The 16,905-nt window shown below is 59.1% G+C and carries 13 protein-coding genes and 3 rRNA genes; 10 read left to right on the top strand and 6 right to left on the bottom strand.

All coding sequences use genetic code 11. The annotated features are described in order from the left end of the window. Positions 1–21 precede the first annotated feature (21 nt). Complete coding sequence (locus RN347_RS16590) at positions 22–693, top strand: metal-dependent hydrolase (protein WP_263585750.1); 672 nt, start codon at positions 22–24, stop codon at positions 691–693. Here RN347_RS16590 and RN347_RS16585 read toward each other — a convergent pair. Continuing rightward, entirely contained in the window at positions 669–2,051 is a 1,383-nt protein-coding gene (locus RN347_RS16585; RefSeq protein ID WP_263585751.1) for a sigma-54 dependent transcriptional regulator, read from the bottom strand. The two genes, RN347_RS16590 and RN347_RS16585, sit on opposite strands and share 25 nt — an antisense overlap. Next, entirely contained in the window at positions 2,044–3,954 is a 1,911-nt protein-coding gene (locus RN347_RS16580) for an ATP-binding protein (protein ID WP_311958960.1), read from the bottom strand. The genes RN347_RS16585 and RN347_RS16580 overlap by 8 nt, the downstream gene beginning before the upstream one ends. Before the next feature lie 565 nt (positions 3,955–4,519). Between RN347_RS16580 and RN347_RS16575 the strand changes: the two genes are divergently transcribed. The 3 genes from RN347_RS16575 (at position 4,520) to rrf (ending at position 9,523) form a co-directional block, all read left to right on the top strand. After that, positions 4,520–6,054: ribosomal RNA gene (locus RN347_RS16575) — 16S ribosomal RNA — on the top strand. 334 nt (positions 6,055–6,388) lie between these two features. Continuing rightward, a 23S ribosomal RNA gene (locus tag RN347_RS16570) occupies positions 6,389–9,277 on the top strand. A 130-nt stretch (positions 9,278–9,407) separates the two neighbouring features. Continuing rightward, positions 9,408–9,523, top strand: a 5S ribosomal RNA gene (gene rrf, locus RN347_RS16565). The 16S, 23S and 5S rRNA genes sit together here, the layout of an rRNA operon. Before the next feature lie 332 nt (positions 9,524–9,855). Here the strand turns inward: rrf and RN347_RS16560 are convergent. The 4 genes from RN347_RS16560 to flgA form a co-directional block, all read right to left on the bottom strand. Continuing rightward, complete coding sequence (locus RN347_RS16560; protein WP_311958959.1) at positions 9,856–10,596, bottom strand: SDR family NAD(P)-dependent oxidoreductase; 741 nt, start codon at positions 10,594–10,596, stop codon at positions 9,856–9,858. A 114-nt stretch (positions 10,597–10,710) separates the two neighbouring features. Next, positions 10,711–11,160, bottom strand: coding sequence for a flagellar protein FlgN (locus RN347_RS16555; RefSeq protein ID WP_311958958.1), 450 nt, complete (start codon positions 11,158–11,160; stop codon positions 10,711–10,713). 6 nt (positions 11,161–11,166) lie between these two features. After that, positions 11,167–11,430, bottom strand: a complete 264-nt coding sequence (flgM, locus tag RN347_RS16550) for a flagellar biosynthesis anti-sigma factor FlgM (RefSeq protein WP_311958957.1) — start codon at positions 11,428–11,430, stop codon at positions 11,167–11,169. A gap of 102 nt (positions 11,431–11,532) precedes the next feature. After that, entirely contained in the window at positions 11,533–12,159 is a 627-nt protein-coding gene (gene flgA / locus RN347_RS16545) for a flagellar basal body P-ring formation chaperone FlgA (protein WP_311958956.1), read from the bottom strand. 291 nt (positions 12,160–12,450) lie between these two features. On the opposite strand from flgA, the gene flgB reads away from it, so the two are divergent. The 6 genes from flgB to flgG are packed head-to-tail and all read left to right on the top strand — an operon-like array spanning position 12,451 to position 16,885. After that, positions 12,451–12,876, top strand: a complete 426-nt coding sequence (gene flgB / locus RN347_RS16540; protein WP_311958955.1) for a flagellar basal body rod protein FlgB — start codon at positions 12,451–12,453, stop codon at positions 12,874–12,876. Positions 12,877–12,902: 26 nt separating this feature from the next. Further along, entirely contained in the window at positions 12,903–13,313 is a 411-nt protein-coding gene (gene flgC, locus RN347_RS16535) for a flagellar basal body rod protein FlgC (RefSeq protein ID WP_263585757.1), read from the top strand. Positions 13,314–13,315: 2 nt separating this feature from the next. Beyond that, positions 13,316–14,011 carry a flagellar hook assembly protein FlgD gene (locus RN347_RS16530; protein ID WP_263585758.1) on the top strand — a complete coding sequence of 232 codons (696 nt, stop codon included), beginning with the start codon at positions 13,316–13,318 and terminating at the stop codon, positions 14,009–14,011. Between the two features lie 36 nt (positions 14,012–14,047). Then, entirely contained in the window at positions 14,048–15,286 is a 1,239-nt protein-coding gene (gene flgE / locus RN347_RS16525) for a flagellar hook protein FlgE (protein ID WP_263585759.1), read from the top strand. A gap of 27 nt (positions 15,287–15,313) precedes the next feature. Further along, a complete protein-coding gene (locus RN347_RS16520; RefSeq protein WP_263585760.1) occupies positions 15,314–16,072 on the top strand; it encodes a flagellar basal body rod protein FlgF in 759 nt (252 codons plus the stop codon). A 30-nt stretch (positions 16,073–16,102) separates the two neighbouring features. Continuing rightward, the gene (flgG, locus tag RN347_RS16515; RefSeq protein WP_263585761.1) at positions 16,103–16,885 is read left to right on the top strand and encodes a flagellar basal-body rod protein FlgG; all 783 of its coding nucleotides are present in this window, start codon (positions 16,103–16,105) and stop codon (positions 16,883–16,885) included. Positions 16,886–16,905 lie beyond the last annotated feature (20 nt).

Raw genomic sequence — 16,905 nt, 5'->3', positions numbered from 1 at the left:
AGTTTTATAGGGTGCCGCGGTATGGCGAATTTTCGCACGCACATTACGGTGGCGGCGGCGGGCGGCACGCTTTTCGCGTACGGGGGCTACCACGCGCAGTGGTGGTCGCCTTCCCAGGCGCTTTTGATGATTGCGCTGGTCGCCTTTGGCGGCATTTTGCCGGATATCGACGCCGACCGCTCCAAGTCCATCCGTTTGATTTTCAACCTGCTTTCGGTGCCCTCGCTGGTGCTCGGCGTACTGCTTTTGCAGCCGTGGTTGGCGCCGGGCATGCTGCTCGTTGCCTGCGGCGGCATCTATTTTGGCGTGCGCTATCTGGCAAGCATTCTGTTTTCCAAACTCACCGTGCACCGCGGTATCTGGCACTCCTTGATGGCTGCAGCGCTCTGCGCCGGCGCCACCGCCGCGCTCAGCTTTAATGCGCTGATGCAGCCGCCCTGGATCGCCTGGTCCCACGGCGCCTCGGTGCTGCTGGGGTTTCTCATCCATTTGGGGCTCGACGAGCTGTTTAGCGTCGATTTGGAAGGGGCGCGGCTCAAGCGCTCCTTCGGCACGGCGCTAAAACTCGGCGATAGCCGCCGGCCGGTCTCCAACCTGTTGATGCTGATCGCGCTGTTGACTCTGATGCCCTGGGTGCCGCCCTGGGGGGTGCTGGGCGAGCTTTTGCATCAGGGGTCGCTTTTGTGGCGGTAATCCTCGGCGCTCAGGCCGTGCTTTTTCAGCTTGTCGTAAAAGGTCTTGCGCGGCAGGCCCAGGTGCGTGCACACGTCGATGACGCGGCCCTGGTGGCGGGCCAAGGACTGGCTGATCAGGCTCTTTTCGAACAGCTCGACCTGGCGAGGTAGCGTGGGCTCTTCGACGCTTGCGGTTTCGCCAGCGAGCAGCACATCGAGGCGGTAGTCGAAGGCCGCGCCGAGCAGCACGTAGCGTTCGGCCAGGTTTCTAAGCTCGCGCACGTTGCCCGGCCAGTCGTGGGCCAACAGCGTGGCCACGGCGTGGTTATCCAGCGTCGGCGCTTCCAGGCCGCTTCTGTTGGCGGCGACCACGGCGAAGTGCTGGAATAGAAGTGGGATGTCCTCACGGCGCTCGCGCAGAGCGGGCAGCGGCAGCGTCACCACGTTGAGCCGGTAGTAGAGATCCTCGCGAAAGCGGCCTTCGTCGGCGGCGACCTTGAGATCCACCTTGGTGGCGGCGATGACGCGGATGTCCAGCGCCACCGTCTCGTTGGCGCCCAAACGCTCGACGCTGCGCTCCTGGAGCACGCGCAAGAGCTTCACCTGCAGCGCCGGCGGCATGGATTCGATCTCATCCAAAAACACCGTGCCGCCGTTGGCGTGCTCGAACTTGCCGATTCGTCGCTCCACCGCGCCGGTGAAGGCGCCTTTCTCGTGGCCGAAAAGCTCGGATTCGATGGTGTGCTCCGGCACCGCCCCGCAGTTGATCGCCATGAACGGATGGGCGCGCCGGGCGCTGCGCTCGTGGATCGCCCGGGCGACCAGATCCTTGCCCGTCCCGGTTTCGCCCAGCAGCAGCACATCGGCTTCGACCTGACTGATGCGCTGAATCATCGCCGCCAGGTGCGAGATCACCGGGGTGCGGCCGACCAGGCGCGGGCCGAGCGCGGCCTGCTGCGCCTCGAGCTCCGCCTTGAGGTGGGTGTTCTCCAGACTCAGCTGGCGCTTTTCGATGCCGCGGCGCACCACGTCGACGAGCTGCTCGCCGGCGAAGGGTTTCTCCAGAAAATCCCAGGCGCCGGCGCGCATGGCTTCCACGGCGGTAGAGATGTCGCCGTGACCGGTAATGAGAATGATCGGCAGCGTCGGGTCGCGCTTTTTTAACGCGTGTAGAAGCGCCATGCCGTCCATGCCCGGCATGCGCATGTCGCTGACGATGACGCCGGGAAAGTGCGGCGGAAGCTCAGCCAGCGCCTGCTCGGCAGAGGCGAAACAGTGCGGCGTGTAGCCGGCGAGTTCCAGCGTTTGGCTGGCCGTGATGCGCAGATGCGCCTCGTCGTCGATGACGATCACGGGCAGCGTCTCGGGCTCATGCATGGCGGCTCTCCAACGGTTGAGCGGGCGGTTCGACGGGCGGCTCACCGGCGGCGAGGGTAAGCGTAAAACACGCGCCGCGGTCGGTATTGCTGGCCACGAGGCTGCCGCCCAGATCCGTCATGATACGCGAAGAGATCGAAAGGCCGAGTCCCAAGCCACTGCCCGGCGCCCGGGTGGTGAAAAAGGGCTCGAAGATGTGCGTTAGGTGCTCTTCGTCGATACCGGGGCCGTTATCCTCGACGCGAATCTGCACGACGTCGCCTTCACTCCCGGCGCTGAGTATCAGCTTGGGCGCCGGCTGGCCGCTGGTGGCCTGCAGGGCGTTGCCGATCAGGTTGACCAGCACCTGCTCCAGACGCACCAGGTCTCCAACGACCCAGAGCGGTTCGGCGGGCATCGTCTGGATCACCTCGGTGTGGCTTTCGCGCAGGCGGTTTTGAAACAGGCGAAGCGCGTACTCGGCGCAGGTTTGAACGGCGATGCTTTCATGGCGCTCGCTGCTCTTGCGCGAGAACTGGCGCAACTGAGCGCTGATCTCCGCCATGCGCTCGGTCAGCTCGACGATCTGACCAAGGTTGGCATCGGCCTGCTCGGTGCGGGCCAGCTCGATGAAGCGCCGGGCGTTTTCGGCGTAGGCACGAATCGCCGCCAGCGGCTGGTTGAGTTCGTGGTTGATGCCGGCCGCCAGCTGGCCCAGAACGGCCAGCTTCGCGGCCTGCACCAGCTCGTCCTGAGTCTGGCGCAGGCTCGCTTCGGCGCGCAGACGCTCGTCGATCTCGCTGGAGAGGCGCTGGTTGCTGGCCACCAGGTCGCGGGTACGCCGCGCCACGCTGACCTCGAGCTCGTCGCGCACCCGGGCAAGCGTCTGTCGCTCACGCTCGGCGAACGCCTCGCGCTCCCGGCGCAGCCGCCAACGTTGCCAGCCCACGCCGCCGCCAAGCACCAGTAATCCATACAGCCCGCCCGCCATCAGCGCGGCGATCCACTGCGCGCGTGCAACCGGGGTCAGCGGTTTGAGGATATGCATCTGCCAACCGAACTCGGTGATGGTCTGGGTCAGGCTCAGGTAGTGCTCGCCCGTCAGCGGGCCTTGCTCGAAGCTGACTTGCCGGCCGTTGGCGTTATCGTCAGCGTCCACGCGAATGCCAGAGTAGTTCAATGGCTCCATGGCGTAGCGTCGGGTGCGTCTTAGCATGTCTCGCTCGGCAACATCGAGCGGATAGAGCGCGCTCATGCGAAGCTCCGGGCGGCTGGCCATGAAGATGATGTCGTCGCCATCGGTGACGAAAAGCTCGGCATCCTGCTCCGCCCAGCTCTGCTCGACCTCGTCGAGCAGTACCTTGATCACGATCACTCCATCCGGGGTGGCGTCCGGGGCGGTATCGTCCAGCCAAACCGGCGCTGAAAAGAAGTAGCCGCGCTCGAGCGACTGAGTGCCCAGCCCGAAAAAGCGTCCGGGCTGACCATTCATGGCCTGGGTATAATAGCTACGAAACGAATAGTTGTGGCCGATGAAGGTGTTGGGGCGGTGCCAGTTGCTGGCGGCCAGGGTGGTGCCTTCCCGGTCCAGCAGATAGACGTCGGACACCCCAGCAGTAAAGCGGAACCGATCCAGCAGCATGTTGAGCGGCATGGGGTTTTGGCTTTGTGGAGAGGCGAGAAAGCGGCGCACGGCTTCGCGGGTGGCCAGCATGGGAGGCAAATAGTCAAAGCGCAGCAGATAGCCCTGGAGATTGGCCGCCGACAGGCGCAGCTCGTTTTCGGCGTCCTCCTCCAGCTCACCGAGCGCGCGCACCCGGGCAAACTCGGCGGCCTGCCACATGCCGACCACCAGCCCGAGCAGAAGCGCCAGAATCCAAACGAGGCGCCTGCGGCTCGAGGGAAAAAGCGGTGAGTGGATCATAAGCCTCGCCTTTAACGGGAGAGCGCCAAGGTTATGGGGTTTAACCAGGGGGCTCAATACCATAAAGGTGGATACCTTTTGGGTAGTAGAAAGGTGAGGTTAAAGTCGTTTTCACCTGCAGTCGAAAAACCGCTTGCACTCGCCCGACCAAATCCGTAAAGTACGCATCCGCTGCCGGGGACGGACAACGTTTCCAGCGGTGGATGAAGGTGAAAACCTTCGGTTTGTCAGGAAGTTAGAGCAATGTTCGATTGGTTTGAACGGCTCGCTTCACTCGCTGAAATCAGCGGTTGACAAATTCACCGGAATGCGTAGAATACGCCTTCCTCGACGGGCAAGCGGTTCAGGTCATCGAACGGTTCGTCGAAAGCTCTTTAACAATTTGATCAGGCAATTCATGTGGGCGTTTGCCGATGAGGGTGACAAGTCACCTTATATCAAGGCAGACGAACACAGCGATACCTTTCGAGGTATCACGGTAAATTCGTTTGAACCTTGAGCCAGGATTGATTCGCCTCTGCGTCATGTCGTCGTATGTGGGGCAGGCAAGAATCACACTGATTTTAAACTGAAGAGTTTGATCATGGCTCAGATTGAACGCTGGCGGCAGGCTTAACACATGCAAGTCGAGCGGCAGCACGGGAAGCTTGCTTCCTGGTGGCGAGCGGCGGACGGGTGAGTAATGCATGGGAATCCACCCGATAGTGGGGGATAACCTGGGGAAACCCAGGCTAATACCGCATACGTCCTACGGGAGAAAGGGGGCTTCGGCTCCCGCTATCGGACGAGCCCATGTCGGATTAGCTAGCTGGTGAGGTAACGGCTCACCAGGGCGACGATCCGTAGCTGGTCTGAGAGGATGATCAGCCACATCGGGACTGAGACACGGCCCGAACTCCTACGGGAGGCAGCAGTGGGGAATATTGGACAATGGGCGCAAGCCTGATCCAGCCATGCCGCGTGTGTGAAGAAGGCCCTCGGGTTGTAAAGCACTTTCAGTGGGGAAGAAGGCCTGCCGGTTAATACCCGTCAGGAAGGACATCACCCACAGAAGAAGCACCGGCTAACTCCGTGCCAGCAGCCGCGGTAATACGGAGGGTGCAAGCGTTAATCGGAATTACTGGGCGTAAAGCGCGCGTAGGTGGCTTGACAAGCCGGTTGTGAAAGCCCCGGGCTCAACCTGGGAACGGCATCCGGAACTGTCAGGCTAGAGTGCAGGAGAGGAAGGTGGAATTCCCGGTGTAGCGGTGAAATGCGTAGAGATCGGGAGGAATACCAGTGGCGAAGGCGGCCTTCTGGACTGACACTGACACTGAGGTGCGAAAGCGTGGGTAGCAAACAGGATTAGATACCCTGGTAGTCCACGCCGTAAACGATGTCGACCAGCCGTTGGGTGCCTTGTGCACCTTGTGGCGAAGTTAACGCGATAAGTCGACCGCCTGGGGAGTACGGCCGCAAGGTTAAAACTCAAATGAATTGACGGGGGCCCGCACAAGCGGTGGAGCATGTGGTTTAATTCGATGCAACGCGAAGAACCTTACCTGCTCTTGACATCCTGCGAACCCGGAAGAGATTCCGGGGTGCCTTCGGGAACGCAGAGACAGGTGCTGCATGGCTGTCGTCAGCTCGTGTTGTGAAATGTTGGGTTAAGTCCCGTAACGAGCGCAACCCTTGTCCCTATTTGCCAGCGCGTAATGGCGGGAACTCTAGGGAGACTGCCGGTGACAAACCGGAGGAAGGTGGGGACGACGTCAAGTCATCATGGCCCTTACGAGCAGGGCTACACACGTGCTACAATGGCCGGTACAAAGGGCAGCGAACTCGCGAGAGCAAGCGAATCCCGAAAAGCCGGTCTCAGTCCGGATCGGAGTCTGCAACTCGACTCCGTGAAGTCGGAATCGCTAGTAATCGTGGATCAGAATGCCACGGTGAATACGTTCCCGGGCCTTGTACACACCGCCCGTCACACCATGGGAGTGGACTGCACCAGAAGTGGTTAGCTTAACCCTCGGGAAAGCGATCACCACGGTGTGGTTCATGACTGGGGTGAAGTCGTAACAAGGTAGCCGTAGGGGAACCTGCGGCTGGATCACCTCCTTAAACGATGCGTCATCCTCGCGGTAAACGTCCACAATGAATTGCCTGATCGAATGCTGTTGATGAGCAGTGACAAGCGCTGTGTTTTCACACACTGAAAGAAAAATCCCTTGGGTATTTTGGGTCTTTTTTCCAACGTGAAGAACGCTTGTCACTGCTTATGGCAGTCGCTCTTTAACAATGTATATCATGCTGACAGTATCGAATGACGATACGGTGACATGAGCTTCGGCTCCTGTAATCGTGACGTGATCTCGATACGCAATTGTTTTGTGATACGTCTCAAGCGTATCCGGCAATCGTTGTCATTGCGGGCCCGGACTCCTTCGGGTTATAGGGTCAAGCAATGAAGCGCACACGGTGGATGCCTAGGCAGCCAGAGGCGATGAAAGACGTGGAAGCCTGCGATAAGGTTCGGTGAGGTGGCAAACGACCTGTGACCCGAACATTTCTGAATGGGGAAACCCACCGACCACAAGGTCGGTATCGTATCCTGAATACATAGGGATACGAGGCGAACCGGGGGAACTGAAACATCTAAGTACCCCGAGGAAAAGAAATCAACCGAGATTCCCCCAGTAGCGGCGAGCGAACGGGGACCAGCCCTTAAGTTGTGCAATCGATAGGCGAACAGTCTGGGAAGTCTGACCATAGCGGGTGATAGTCCCGTAGCCGAAATCCGAGCACAGTGAAATCGAGTAGGTCGGGGCACGAGAAACCCTGATTGAAGACGGGGGGACCATCCTCCAAGGCTAAATACTCCTGGCTGACCGATAGTGAACCAGTACCGTGAGGGAAAGGCGAAAAGAACCCCGGCGAGGGGAGTGAAATAGATCCTGAAACCGTGTGCGTACAAGCAGTGGGAGCAGACTTGTTCTGTGACTGCGTACCTTTTGTATAATGGGTCAGCGACTTATATTCAGTGGCGAGCTTAACCGAATAGGGGAGGCGTAGAGAAATCGAGTCTTAACTGGGCGACCAGTCGCTGGATATAGACCCGAAACCGGGCGATCTATCCATGAGCAGGGTGAAGGTTGAGTAACATCAACTGGAGGCCCGAACCAGGATCTGTTGAAAAAGATTTGGATGACTTGTGGATCGGAGTGAAAGGCTAATCAAGCCCGGAGATAGCTGGTTCTCCTCGAAAGCTATTTAGGTAGCGCCTCACGTATCACCACCGGGGGTAGAGCACTGTTTCGGCTAGGGGGTCATCCCGACTTACCAACCCGAGGCAAACTCCGAATACCGGTGAGTGCAGCGTGGGAGACACACGGCGGGTGCTAACGTCCGTCGTGAAAAGGGAAACAACCCGGACCGTCAGCTAAGGTCCCCAAATCCTGGTTAAGTGGGAAACGATGTGGGAAGGCTCAGACAGCCAGGAGGTTGGCTTAGAAGCAGCCATCCTTTAAAGAAAGCGTAATAGCTCACTGGTCGAGTCGGCCTGCGCGGAAGATGTAACGGGGCTAAACCAGGTACCGAAGCTACGGGTTCATCCTCTGGATGAGCGGTAGAGGAGCGTCGTGTACGCCGATGAAGGTGGATCGAGAGGTCTGCTGGAGGTATCACGAGTGCGAATGCTGACATGAGTAACGATAAGGGGAGTGAAAAACTCCCCCGCCGGAAGACCAAGGGTTTCTGTTCGATGCTAATCAGAGCAGAGTGAGTCGGCCCCTAAGGCGAGGCCGAAAGGCGTAGTCGATGGGAAACGGGTCAATATTCCCGTACCGGACATGATTGCGATGGGGGGACGGAGAAGGCTAGGTGAGCCGGGCGCTGGTTGTCCCGGTGAAAGCAGGTAGGCTGAACGCTCAGGCAAATCCGGGCGTTCAAGGCCGAGATGCGAGACGAACTGACCACGGTCAGGAAGTCACTGATGCCACGCTTCCAGGAAAAGCCTCTAAGCTTCAGATCATGTGCGACCGTACCCCAAACCGACACAGGTGGTCAGGGTGAGAATCCCAAGGCGCTTGAGAGAACTCGGGTGAAGGAACTAGGCAAAATGGTGCCGTAACTTCGGGAGAAGGCACGCCGGCGTAGGGTAGAGGGACTTGCTCCCCGAGCCCGAACCGGCCGAAGATACCAGGTGGCTGCAACTGTTTAGTAAAAACACAGCACTCTGCCAACGCGCAAGCGGACGTATAGGGTGTGACGCCTGCCCGGTGCCGGAAGGTTAAGTGATGGTGTTAGCCCTCGGGCGAAGCTCCTGATCGAAGCCCCGGTAAACGGCGGCCGTAACTATAACGGTCCTAAGGTAGCGAAATTCCTTGTCGGGTAAGTTCCGACCTGCACGAATGGCGTAATGATGGCCACGCTGTCTCCACCCGAGACTCAGTGAAATTGAAATCGCCGTGAAGATGCGGTGTACCCGCGGCTAGACGGAAAGACCCCGTGAACCTTTACTATAGCTTCACACTGGATACTGATGTTGCCTGTGTAGGATAGCCGGGAGGCTAGGAACTCCGGACGCCAGTTCGGAGGGAGCCACCCTTGAAATACCGGCCTGGCATCATTGGTGTTCTCACTCCGACCCGTTATCCGGGTCGAGGACAGTGTGTGGTGGGTAGTTTGACTGGGGCGGTCTCCTCCCAAAGAGTAACGGAGGAGCACGAAGGTACCCTCAGCACGGTCGGACATCGTGCAATGAGTGCAAGAGCATAAGGGTGCTTGACTGCGAGACAGACACGTCGAGCAGGTGCGAAAGCAGGTTCTAGTGATCCGGTGGTTCTGTATGGAAGGGCCATCGCTCAACGGATAAAAGGTACTCCGGGGATAACAGGCTGATACCGCCCAAGAGTTCACATCGACGGCGGTGTTTGGCACCTCGATGTCGGCTCATCACATCCTGGGGCTGAAGTCGGTCCCAAGGGTATGGCTGTTCGCCATTTAAAGTGGTACGCGAGCTGGGTTTAGAACGTCGTGAGACAGTTCGGTCCCTATCTGCCGTGGGCGTTGGATGTTTGAGAAGGGCTGCTCCTAGTACGAGAGGACCGGAGTGGACGCACCTCTGGTGTTCCGGTTGTCACGCCAGTGGCATTGCCGGGTAGCTATGTGCGGACGGGATAACCGCTGAAAGCATCTAAGCGGGAAGCCCCCTTCAAGATGAGACATCCCCGAGGCCTCGAGCCTCCTGAAGGGCCCAGCGAGACCAGCTGGTTGATAGGCACGGTGTGGACGCACCGCAAGGTGTTGAGCTAACGTGTACTAATGGCCCGTGAGGCTTGACCCTATAACACCCAAGGGGTTCGGCCCGCAGTGACAACGAAGCAGGAACCGGATACGCACGAGCATGAAGCGAAAGGCTTCATGTCGAACGAGACGATCACGAAACCGTCAGCCGATATACATTGACAGTTACGCCTGACGACCATGGCTTGCGTGAACCACCCGATCCCTTGCCGAACTCGGAAGTGAAACCGCAACGCGCCGATGGTAGTGTGGGGTCTCCCCATGCGAGAGTAGGTTATCGTCAGGCACCTATTGTGCAGAGAACCCGGCCCCTGGCCGGGTTTTTTGTGTGCGCGAGAAAAGGGCAGCGGCGTATGAGGACCCCCGTGCGAGGGTACCGGGGTGCCGGCCGCCGGGGCGCCGGTCGCCGGGACGCCGGTCGGGTCATCGTCAGGCACCCATCCCGAAAATCCCCCGTCTCCCCGAGGCGGGGGATTTTTTGTGCGTGAAGGAGAGGGCCGGTGGAGAGCCGGTCGGCCGCCCCGGAGGCGCGGTGCGCCGCATCGCTGGCTAACGCCTGCTTCTGCTGGAGGTAAGGCATACCATGCAGATATTCAGTCCTGCCGTTGATTTCCCCTATTACCACTCGATGGGCTTTCCAGCCCAATCCCAAAAGCTGCCGGTGTCTTGGGGCGTGCGCTGATCGATGACCTTCAAAAGGCTTTCGGCGACGAAAGTGGGCGTAAAGAGTTTATCCTCGGGTACGCGTGCCTGAAATGGCTCGGAAAGCGACGTATCGGTCGTGCCAGGGTGCAGGCAGAGAACGATGGCCTGCTTGTTGAGCCGGCCCAGTTCGATGGAGGCGGTTTTCATCAGCATATTGTGCGCGGCCTTGCTGGCACGATAGCTGTACCAACCGCCGAAACCATTGTCGCTGATCGAGCCGACTCGTGCTGACAGGCTGGCCACGATGGTGGGGTGTGAGCCCTTGAGTGAATCGTTGAGTACCGACAACAGTCGGAGCGGGGTCGCGGCGTTGACGTGCATGACGTGAGCAAAGGCCTCGGCATCGAACTGCTCCAGCCGCTTTTCCGGCTGAACGCCGTGCCCATCATCGTGCAGTACGCCAACCGTATTGAAGAGAAGATGAAGCGGGCGCCCTTCGATCTCGGCGGCCAGCGCATCGAGTCCTGATTGAGTCGTGATATCGGCAGCGAGTGAGGTAACGCGCACATCGTCGATATCGGTATCGCGGCGGCTAACGGCAATGATGCTACCAACATGGGTCGAATCGAGAAGCGCTTTGATCAGCGCGTGACCGATCCCGCCATTGGCGCCGGTGATGACCGCAGTAAACTTTTCAGGTAGATGATCGAGCATTCGACACTTCCTTGTAGAATGTGAGCATTCTCATTGAAGCGTCTTGTACAGGATTTGTCTATTGACGGGCGCGTAGAGAAGGAGGGCTTGAAAACAGGAGCGTAGGAAAAAGTATCAGGCAGAGGTGTTGAGGCGGCTCGACTGTGCCTGGTTACGCCCATTGGGCTGGTAAAGCGTTTTCTCGGCAATTTGCTGAATGTAGTTCAACATGTCCTGGTTGTGCTTCATGCGTACCGTGAGCATCTGGCCCGTTAACGCGTTCATGCGGCCAGCGCGCTCGCTTTTGTCCAGAAAGAGCTCCCAGCTGTCCTGACAGCCGGCATCTGACGCGGCCTTGAAGGCGCCGTTAGCATCATCGTCGTAACCCAAACGGTTCTGAGTCGTGCGACGCAGAGTTTCCATGCGCTCCAACGCACCCAACACCGTTTGCTTGGACTCGGCGAGCGTGGCAAGCGCTTCACCGTCGATATCCCCTTGTGTCAGCAGCTGCTGCTCTTTGGCGAGTAGCTCCAGAAGCTCGTCCAGACGCTGATGCTGATCGAAAAGCAAACGGGAAAGACTCATAAGCGATTACTCTTTGAGCTGAGCGATCAGGCCATCGGCAATACGGTCGGCGCGAATCTCGAGACGCCCTTCGCGTATAGCGTCGCGAATATCATCCACTCGAGCCATATCGATGTCCTGGGAGTCGTCCATGTGCATCTGGCTTAAGCGCGTGGACTCGCGAGTGGTACTGCCTTCCGGCGACGACTGTGTGCCGCCGACTTTTTGCGTGTCGTCACGCTGCTGCGTCTGATTGGTGCGCAGCAGCGGATTCAGGTTATCAATTTTCACGTTGTGTGGCCCTCATCGTCAACGTTGAAGCGCTCTAAACGCCATGGCTCTATGCCGTTATAAAGAGTATCGGCGCGCTTGGAGAGGACTTTAGACATTGACTCAAAAATCTACGGTGACAGTGCCATCGCCGGTAATGCGGGCGGTCACGAGTTCGCGCGTATCGAAGCGCACACGTATCCGTGCATTCAGGGCGCCGCCTTCAAGCGCCTCGCCTTCACGTGAAATACGAAACCCCGAGCCCTGCGCTATGACCGTGACGCGCTCGCCGCGTTCCACCATTTCCGGTGCCTTTAACGCGTGCGCCTGAAAGGCGTCGCCGCTCATGATAGGGCGCTGCGTTACCATGCCAATGATAGCATTTTCGTCGGTCAATGCGTTGCCTGCAAGATCGCCCAGGCTGCCCTGGCGCTGAGTCACCATGGCGGGCGTGATCATGGTATTGCGCGCGATATCCTGAGCGGCCACCGTGTAGCTTCCCATGACGTCGACCTGAGCCTGCATGTAGCGTACCTGCCGGCGCGCTTCGCCGCAGCGCACCCCCACCGACACGCGCCCTAAAGGCGCCTGGCCTGCATTGGGCAGAAAGGGCTCTGGCGCAATGCAGGTCGCCAAGTGGGGCGAGGGTGGGGCCACATCGATCACCACTTCCTGGCCAAGCGTTTGCGCCTGCTGATAGAGAAAGTTCTGCACCGTTTCGACCAGCGCTTGGTCCTGCGCTCTGGCCAATCCTCCCCAAACGATGGAAAGAACGGCGATCAAGCAAAGCGCTAACGCGCGGGCCCACCGTGGGCGCGCCAGAGACGGCGAATAGGGCATGTGAGTCATCGCTCGAGCAGGAGAGTGGCTGGGCCTTCAGACAGTAGCCGGTAACCAAAAGCTTAATTCAAATGCTTTTTTCGAATCATGCGAAATGATGGGGTAAACGGCATTTGTTCCATGCTTTAGGCTGATGCTGCCTTCCCTATTATTCACCCTCAGAAATGTCCGAATTATCTTTGCCTCGCCAATGGGGGATGCATGTTCGATCACCTGGAGTCCGCCTTCAACTTTCACCAGCGCGCGCTTAGCCTTCGCCAGGCGCGCCACGACGTGCTGGCGGCCAACATCGCCAATGCCGACACGCCCAACTTCAAGGCGCGTGATATCGACTTCGCCAGCGAGCTAAAAAAGGCGGTCAGCACCGGAGCATCCGCCCAGCAAGGCGGTGGGGTAGCGCTTGCACGCACCTCCGAGCGCCATATCGAGGCGCAGGGGCGCGCTTGGCAAAGTACCAGTCCGGACCTTCTTTACCGGGTGCCCGATCAGCCGAGCCTTGATGGTAACACCGTCGATATGGACCGGGAGCGTTCACAGTTCACCGACAATGCCCTTCGCTATCAGGCGGGGCTGACGATCATGAACCGCCGCATTCAGGGCCTCAAAAACGCGATGCAGCCGGAATAATCCGGCGCAAGGAGAGATAACCCCCGATGTCGATGTTCTCAGCCTTTGATATCGCAAGCTCAGCGCTTAGCGCCCAAGCGCAGCGGATGAACGTGACCGCCAGCAACATGGCCAACGCCGACAGTATCGCCGGCCCCGACGGTGAAACCTACCGCGCCAAGCAGGTGATGTTCGAAACCCAGGCCCAAAACAACCGTTATGGTGTCGGCGGTGTACGCGTCACCGAGGTCGTCGAAGACGAGTCGCCGCTGCCACTTGAGTATATGCCGAACCATCCGGCTGCCGACGAAGATGGATACGTTGCCAAGCCTAACGTCGAGCCGGTGCACGAAATGGTCAACATGATCTCCGCCTCGCGTTCGTACCAGGCCAATGTCGAAGTCTTCAACACGACCAAACAGATGATGGTTCAGACACTCTCGCTCGGTGAGGGCTAAACATGAATATCGATTCAAGCGTGATCAATAGCATCAACGGCGCTAACGGCAGCAGACCCAATCTCTCCGCCAGTCAGTCCCAGGAGATGCGCGATAGTTTCATGACGCTGTTGATTACTCAGCTGCAAAACCAGGACCCGATGAATCCGATGGATAACTCGGAGATGACTTCCCAGCTGGCCCAGATCAATACCGTCAGCGGAATCGAGCAGCTCAACGATACGTTAAACGGTATTACCCAACAGATGGACGCCGGGCGCGCGCTGCAGGCGGCGGGGCTGATCGACAAGGCGGTACTGGTGCCCGGCAATAACGTCATGGTCAGTGCCGATGCGGAAAACGGCAGCTATGCCACACCCTTTGGGATCGAGCTCGACAAACCCGCCGAGCAGGTAGTGGCTACCGTCACCGGCCAGTCTGGCGAGGTTGTATATACCCGCGAGCTGGGTCCGGTGAAAGCCGGCGTCGAGTCCTTTAGTTGGGGTGGTCTGACCAACGAGGGCGTGGCGGTTCCCGATGGCGCTTACAAGGTGAATTTCAGAGCGACCGATGCCGATGGTGAGCTTCTCGAGTCGCGCGCGCTGAATTACGCGCTGGTGCAGGGCGTGTCACCCGGTAACGGCGGCAGTGACGTTCGTCTGGATCTGGGCGCTATCTACGGCCAGGTAGGACTCGACCAGGTCAAGCAGATTCTTTGATCGTTCGCTTAACATTCATATTAGCAGGAGAGCATCATGAGCTTTTCTCAAGCACTTAGCGGTTTGAACGCCCAGCGCGAAAAACTCAGCGCCATTGGTAACAACATCGCCAACTCGCAAACCGTCGGATTCAAGAGCACTGACGTGCGGTTCGCTGACGTTTACGCTCAGTCCCGGATTGGCCTTGGGGTACGTACCGCAAGCGTATTACAGAACTTCAGTCAGGGCAGTATCGAGTCCTCATCGCGTAATCTCGACCTGGCGATTTCCGGTGACGGCTTTTTCCGTTTTCAGCAGTCCAATGGCAGCATCGGTTACTCGCGAAACGGTCAGCTCACCATGACGCCGACGGGTGAACTGGTGAACGCTCAGGGTGCGCAGATCATGGGCTATCCGGCTGATGCTGCTGGCAATGTTTTGTCTGGCGGTAATGTGGCGCCTTTGAGCGTGGACCCAGGCGACCTGGAAGCCAGCGCAACCAGCCAGCTCAACATGACGTTGAACCTGAATAGTGGCCAGCCCGCTATCACGGGCGCCGCTCCAACGGCAGCAGAGCTTGAAGAGGGCATTGGCGCCGATCGCTATACCTTCTCTTCCAATCCGACGATTTTCGACTCTCAGGGTAACGCGCGCAATTTAACGCTTTATTTCACAAAAACCGGCGATAACGCTTGGCGCGTAGATGGGCGCTTGTCCGGTGGCCCTGGCGATGCACAAACCTACGGTCTGCCGGGTCTAACGACGCTCACGTTCAACCAGAACGGTACGCTTCAGGGCGGCGGCGAAGCAGCGCTTGCCATCAACGGCGGTGAGTTCAACAACACCATTCTGGCTAATTTGGATATCGATCTCAATTTCGCGGGTACTACTCAGTTTGCCAATACTTCCACGGTAAATGATATCGCCCAGAACGGTTACACCTCGGGCTCGCTGGTGGGTATCAGCATCCAGCAGGACGGTACCGTACAACGTAACTACTCCAACGAGCAGTCGCGTGCGGCAGGCCAGGTATCGCTGGTGAGCTTTCGTAACCCGGAGGGCTTGCAACCCATTGGCGACAACCTCTGGAGTGCCACGTCATCTTCGGGCCAGGAGCTAATCGGCGCGCCAGGAACGGGTCAGCGTGGCTTGCTCCAACCAGGGGCGACTGAGAACTCCAATGTCGATCTGGCACAGGAACTGGTCGACATGATCGTCTCCCAGCGCGCCTACCAGGCGAACTCGCAGACCATCAGTACTCAGGACGAGCTCCTGCAGACCATCATCAACCTGTAAGTGCGGGGCCGAGTAGAGGAGTAGCGCGTGGATAGAATGCTGTATACCGCCATGAGCGGTGCCAAAAACGCGATGGATCAGCAGTCGGTGATGAGCAACAACCTCTCGAACGTTGCCACCACCGGGTTTCGCGCGCAGCTTCAGGCCGCGCGTTCGGTACCCGTATTGGGCGCGGGCGCGCTCGACACCCGCGTTTCAGCGATGGCCACGACGCCGGGTAGCGACTTTTCCCAAGGGCCTGTCGAGCAAACCGGGCGTACCCTGGATGTCGCCATGCAAGATGGCGCCTGGCTTGCGGTATTGACCGACGATGGCACCGAAGCTTATACCCGGCGTGGTGATTTGCAGGTCGATAGTGACGGCGTGCTCTTGAACCTGGGTCGCCCGGTCGTGGGCGACGGTGGGCCGATCGCGCTACCCCAGGGGGCGCAGCTCTCCATGGGCGCCGACGGCACCATCAGCGCTATTCCGCCCGGAGAGGGGCCCAATGCACTGGTGGATGTGGGCCGTATCAAGCTGGTAACGCCGGACGTCGCCACACTGACCCGTGGAGATGACGGCCTTTTCCGTGCGCCCTTGAATGACGAGGGAGCGCCCGGTGTCTTGGCTGCCGATGAGACGGCGCGGCTGGTAAGCGGGGCGCTCGAAGGCAGCAACGTCAGCGCAGTGGAGGCGATGGTCTCGATGATCGACGTACAGCGCCGCTACGACATGCAGATGCGTGTGCTCAGCAATGCCGACGAGAATGCCCAACGCGCCAACAGCATGCTTTCACTTCAAGGCTGACCCCAGCCGCCCGATTAAAGGATACCCATCATGATCAAATCGTTGTGGACGGCGAAAACGGGGCTCGAGTCGCAGCAGACCAAGCTCGACGTGATCTCCAACAACCTGGCCAACGTCAGCACTAACGGGTTCAAGCGTTCGCGCCCGGTATTCGAAGATCTTCTTTATCAGAACATGCGTCAGCCCGGCGCTCAGAACAACATTCAGGATCGGCTGCCCTCGGGCATGCAGGTCGGTACCGGCGTACGCGCCGTGGCCACCGAGCGCCTGCATACTCAGGGCGGGCTGGAGCGCACTGATAACTCACGCGATTTAGCCATCAGCGGCGACGGTTTTTTCCAGGTGCTACTACCCGACGGCACGATCGGCTATACCCGCGACGGTGGCTTTCAGCTCAACGAAAACGGCCAGATGGTCACTGCCAACGGCTACCCGCTTGAACCGGCGATCTTCGTGCCACCCAACGCGCTGTCGATCGGTATCGGCGAAGACGGCACGGTGAGTGTGCGCCAGCCGGGGGTCGCTCAGGATGCGGATATCGGCCAGATCACCGTGGCCTCCTTCATTAACCCGACGGGACTCGAGAGCATCGGCGGCAACCTTTATTTGGAAACCGGAGCATCCGGCGCGCCGAACCAGGATATTCCCGGTAACAACGGCGCCGGGCGTCTTTTCCAGGGCTTTGTCGAAACCTCCAACGTCAATGTAGTGGAGGAGATGGTCAACATGATCCAGACCCAGCGCGCCTATGAAATCAACAGCCGCGCGGTCTCCACCAGTGACGAGATGCTGGCGCGCTTGAGCCAGCTGTAATTGCGGAATTCCGGTCTTGA

This window comes from Halomonas sp. PAMB 3264, assembly GCF_031954245.1.
GTDB lineage: Bacteria > Pseudomonadota > Gammaproteobacteria > Pseudomonadales > Halomonadaceae > Vreelandella.
This window is presented reverse-complemented; position numbering and strand designations above follow the sequence as displayed.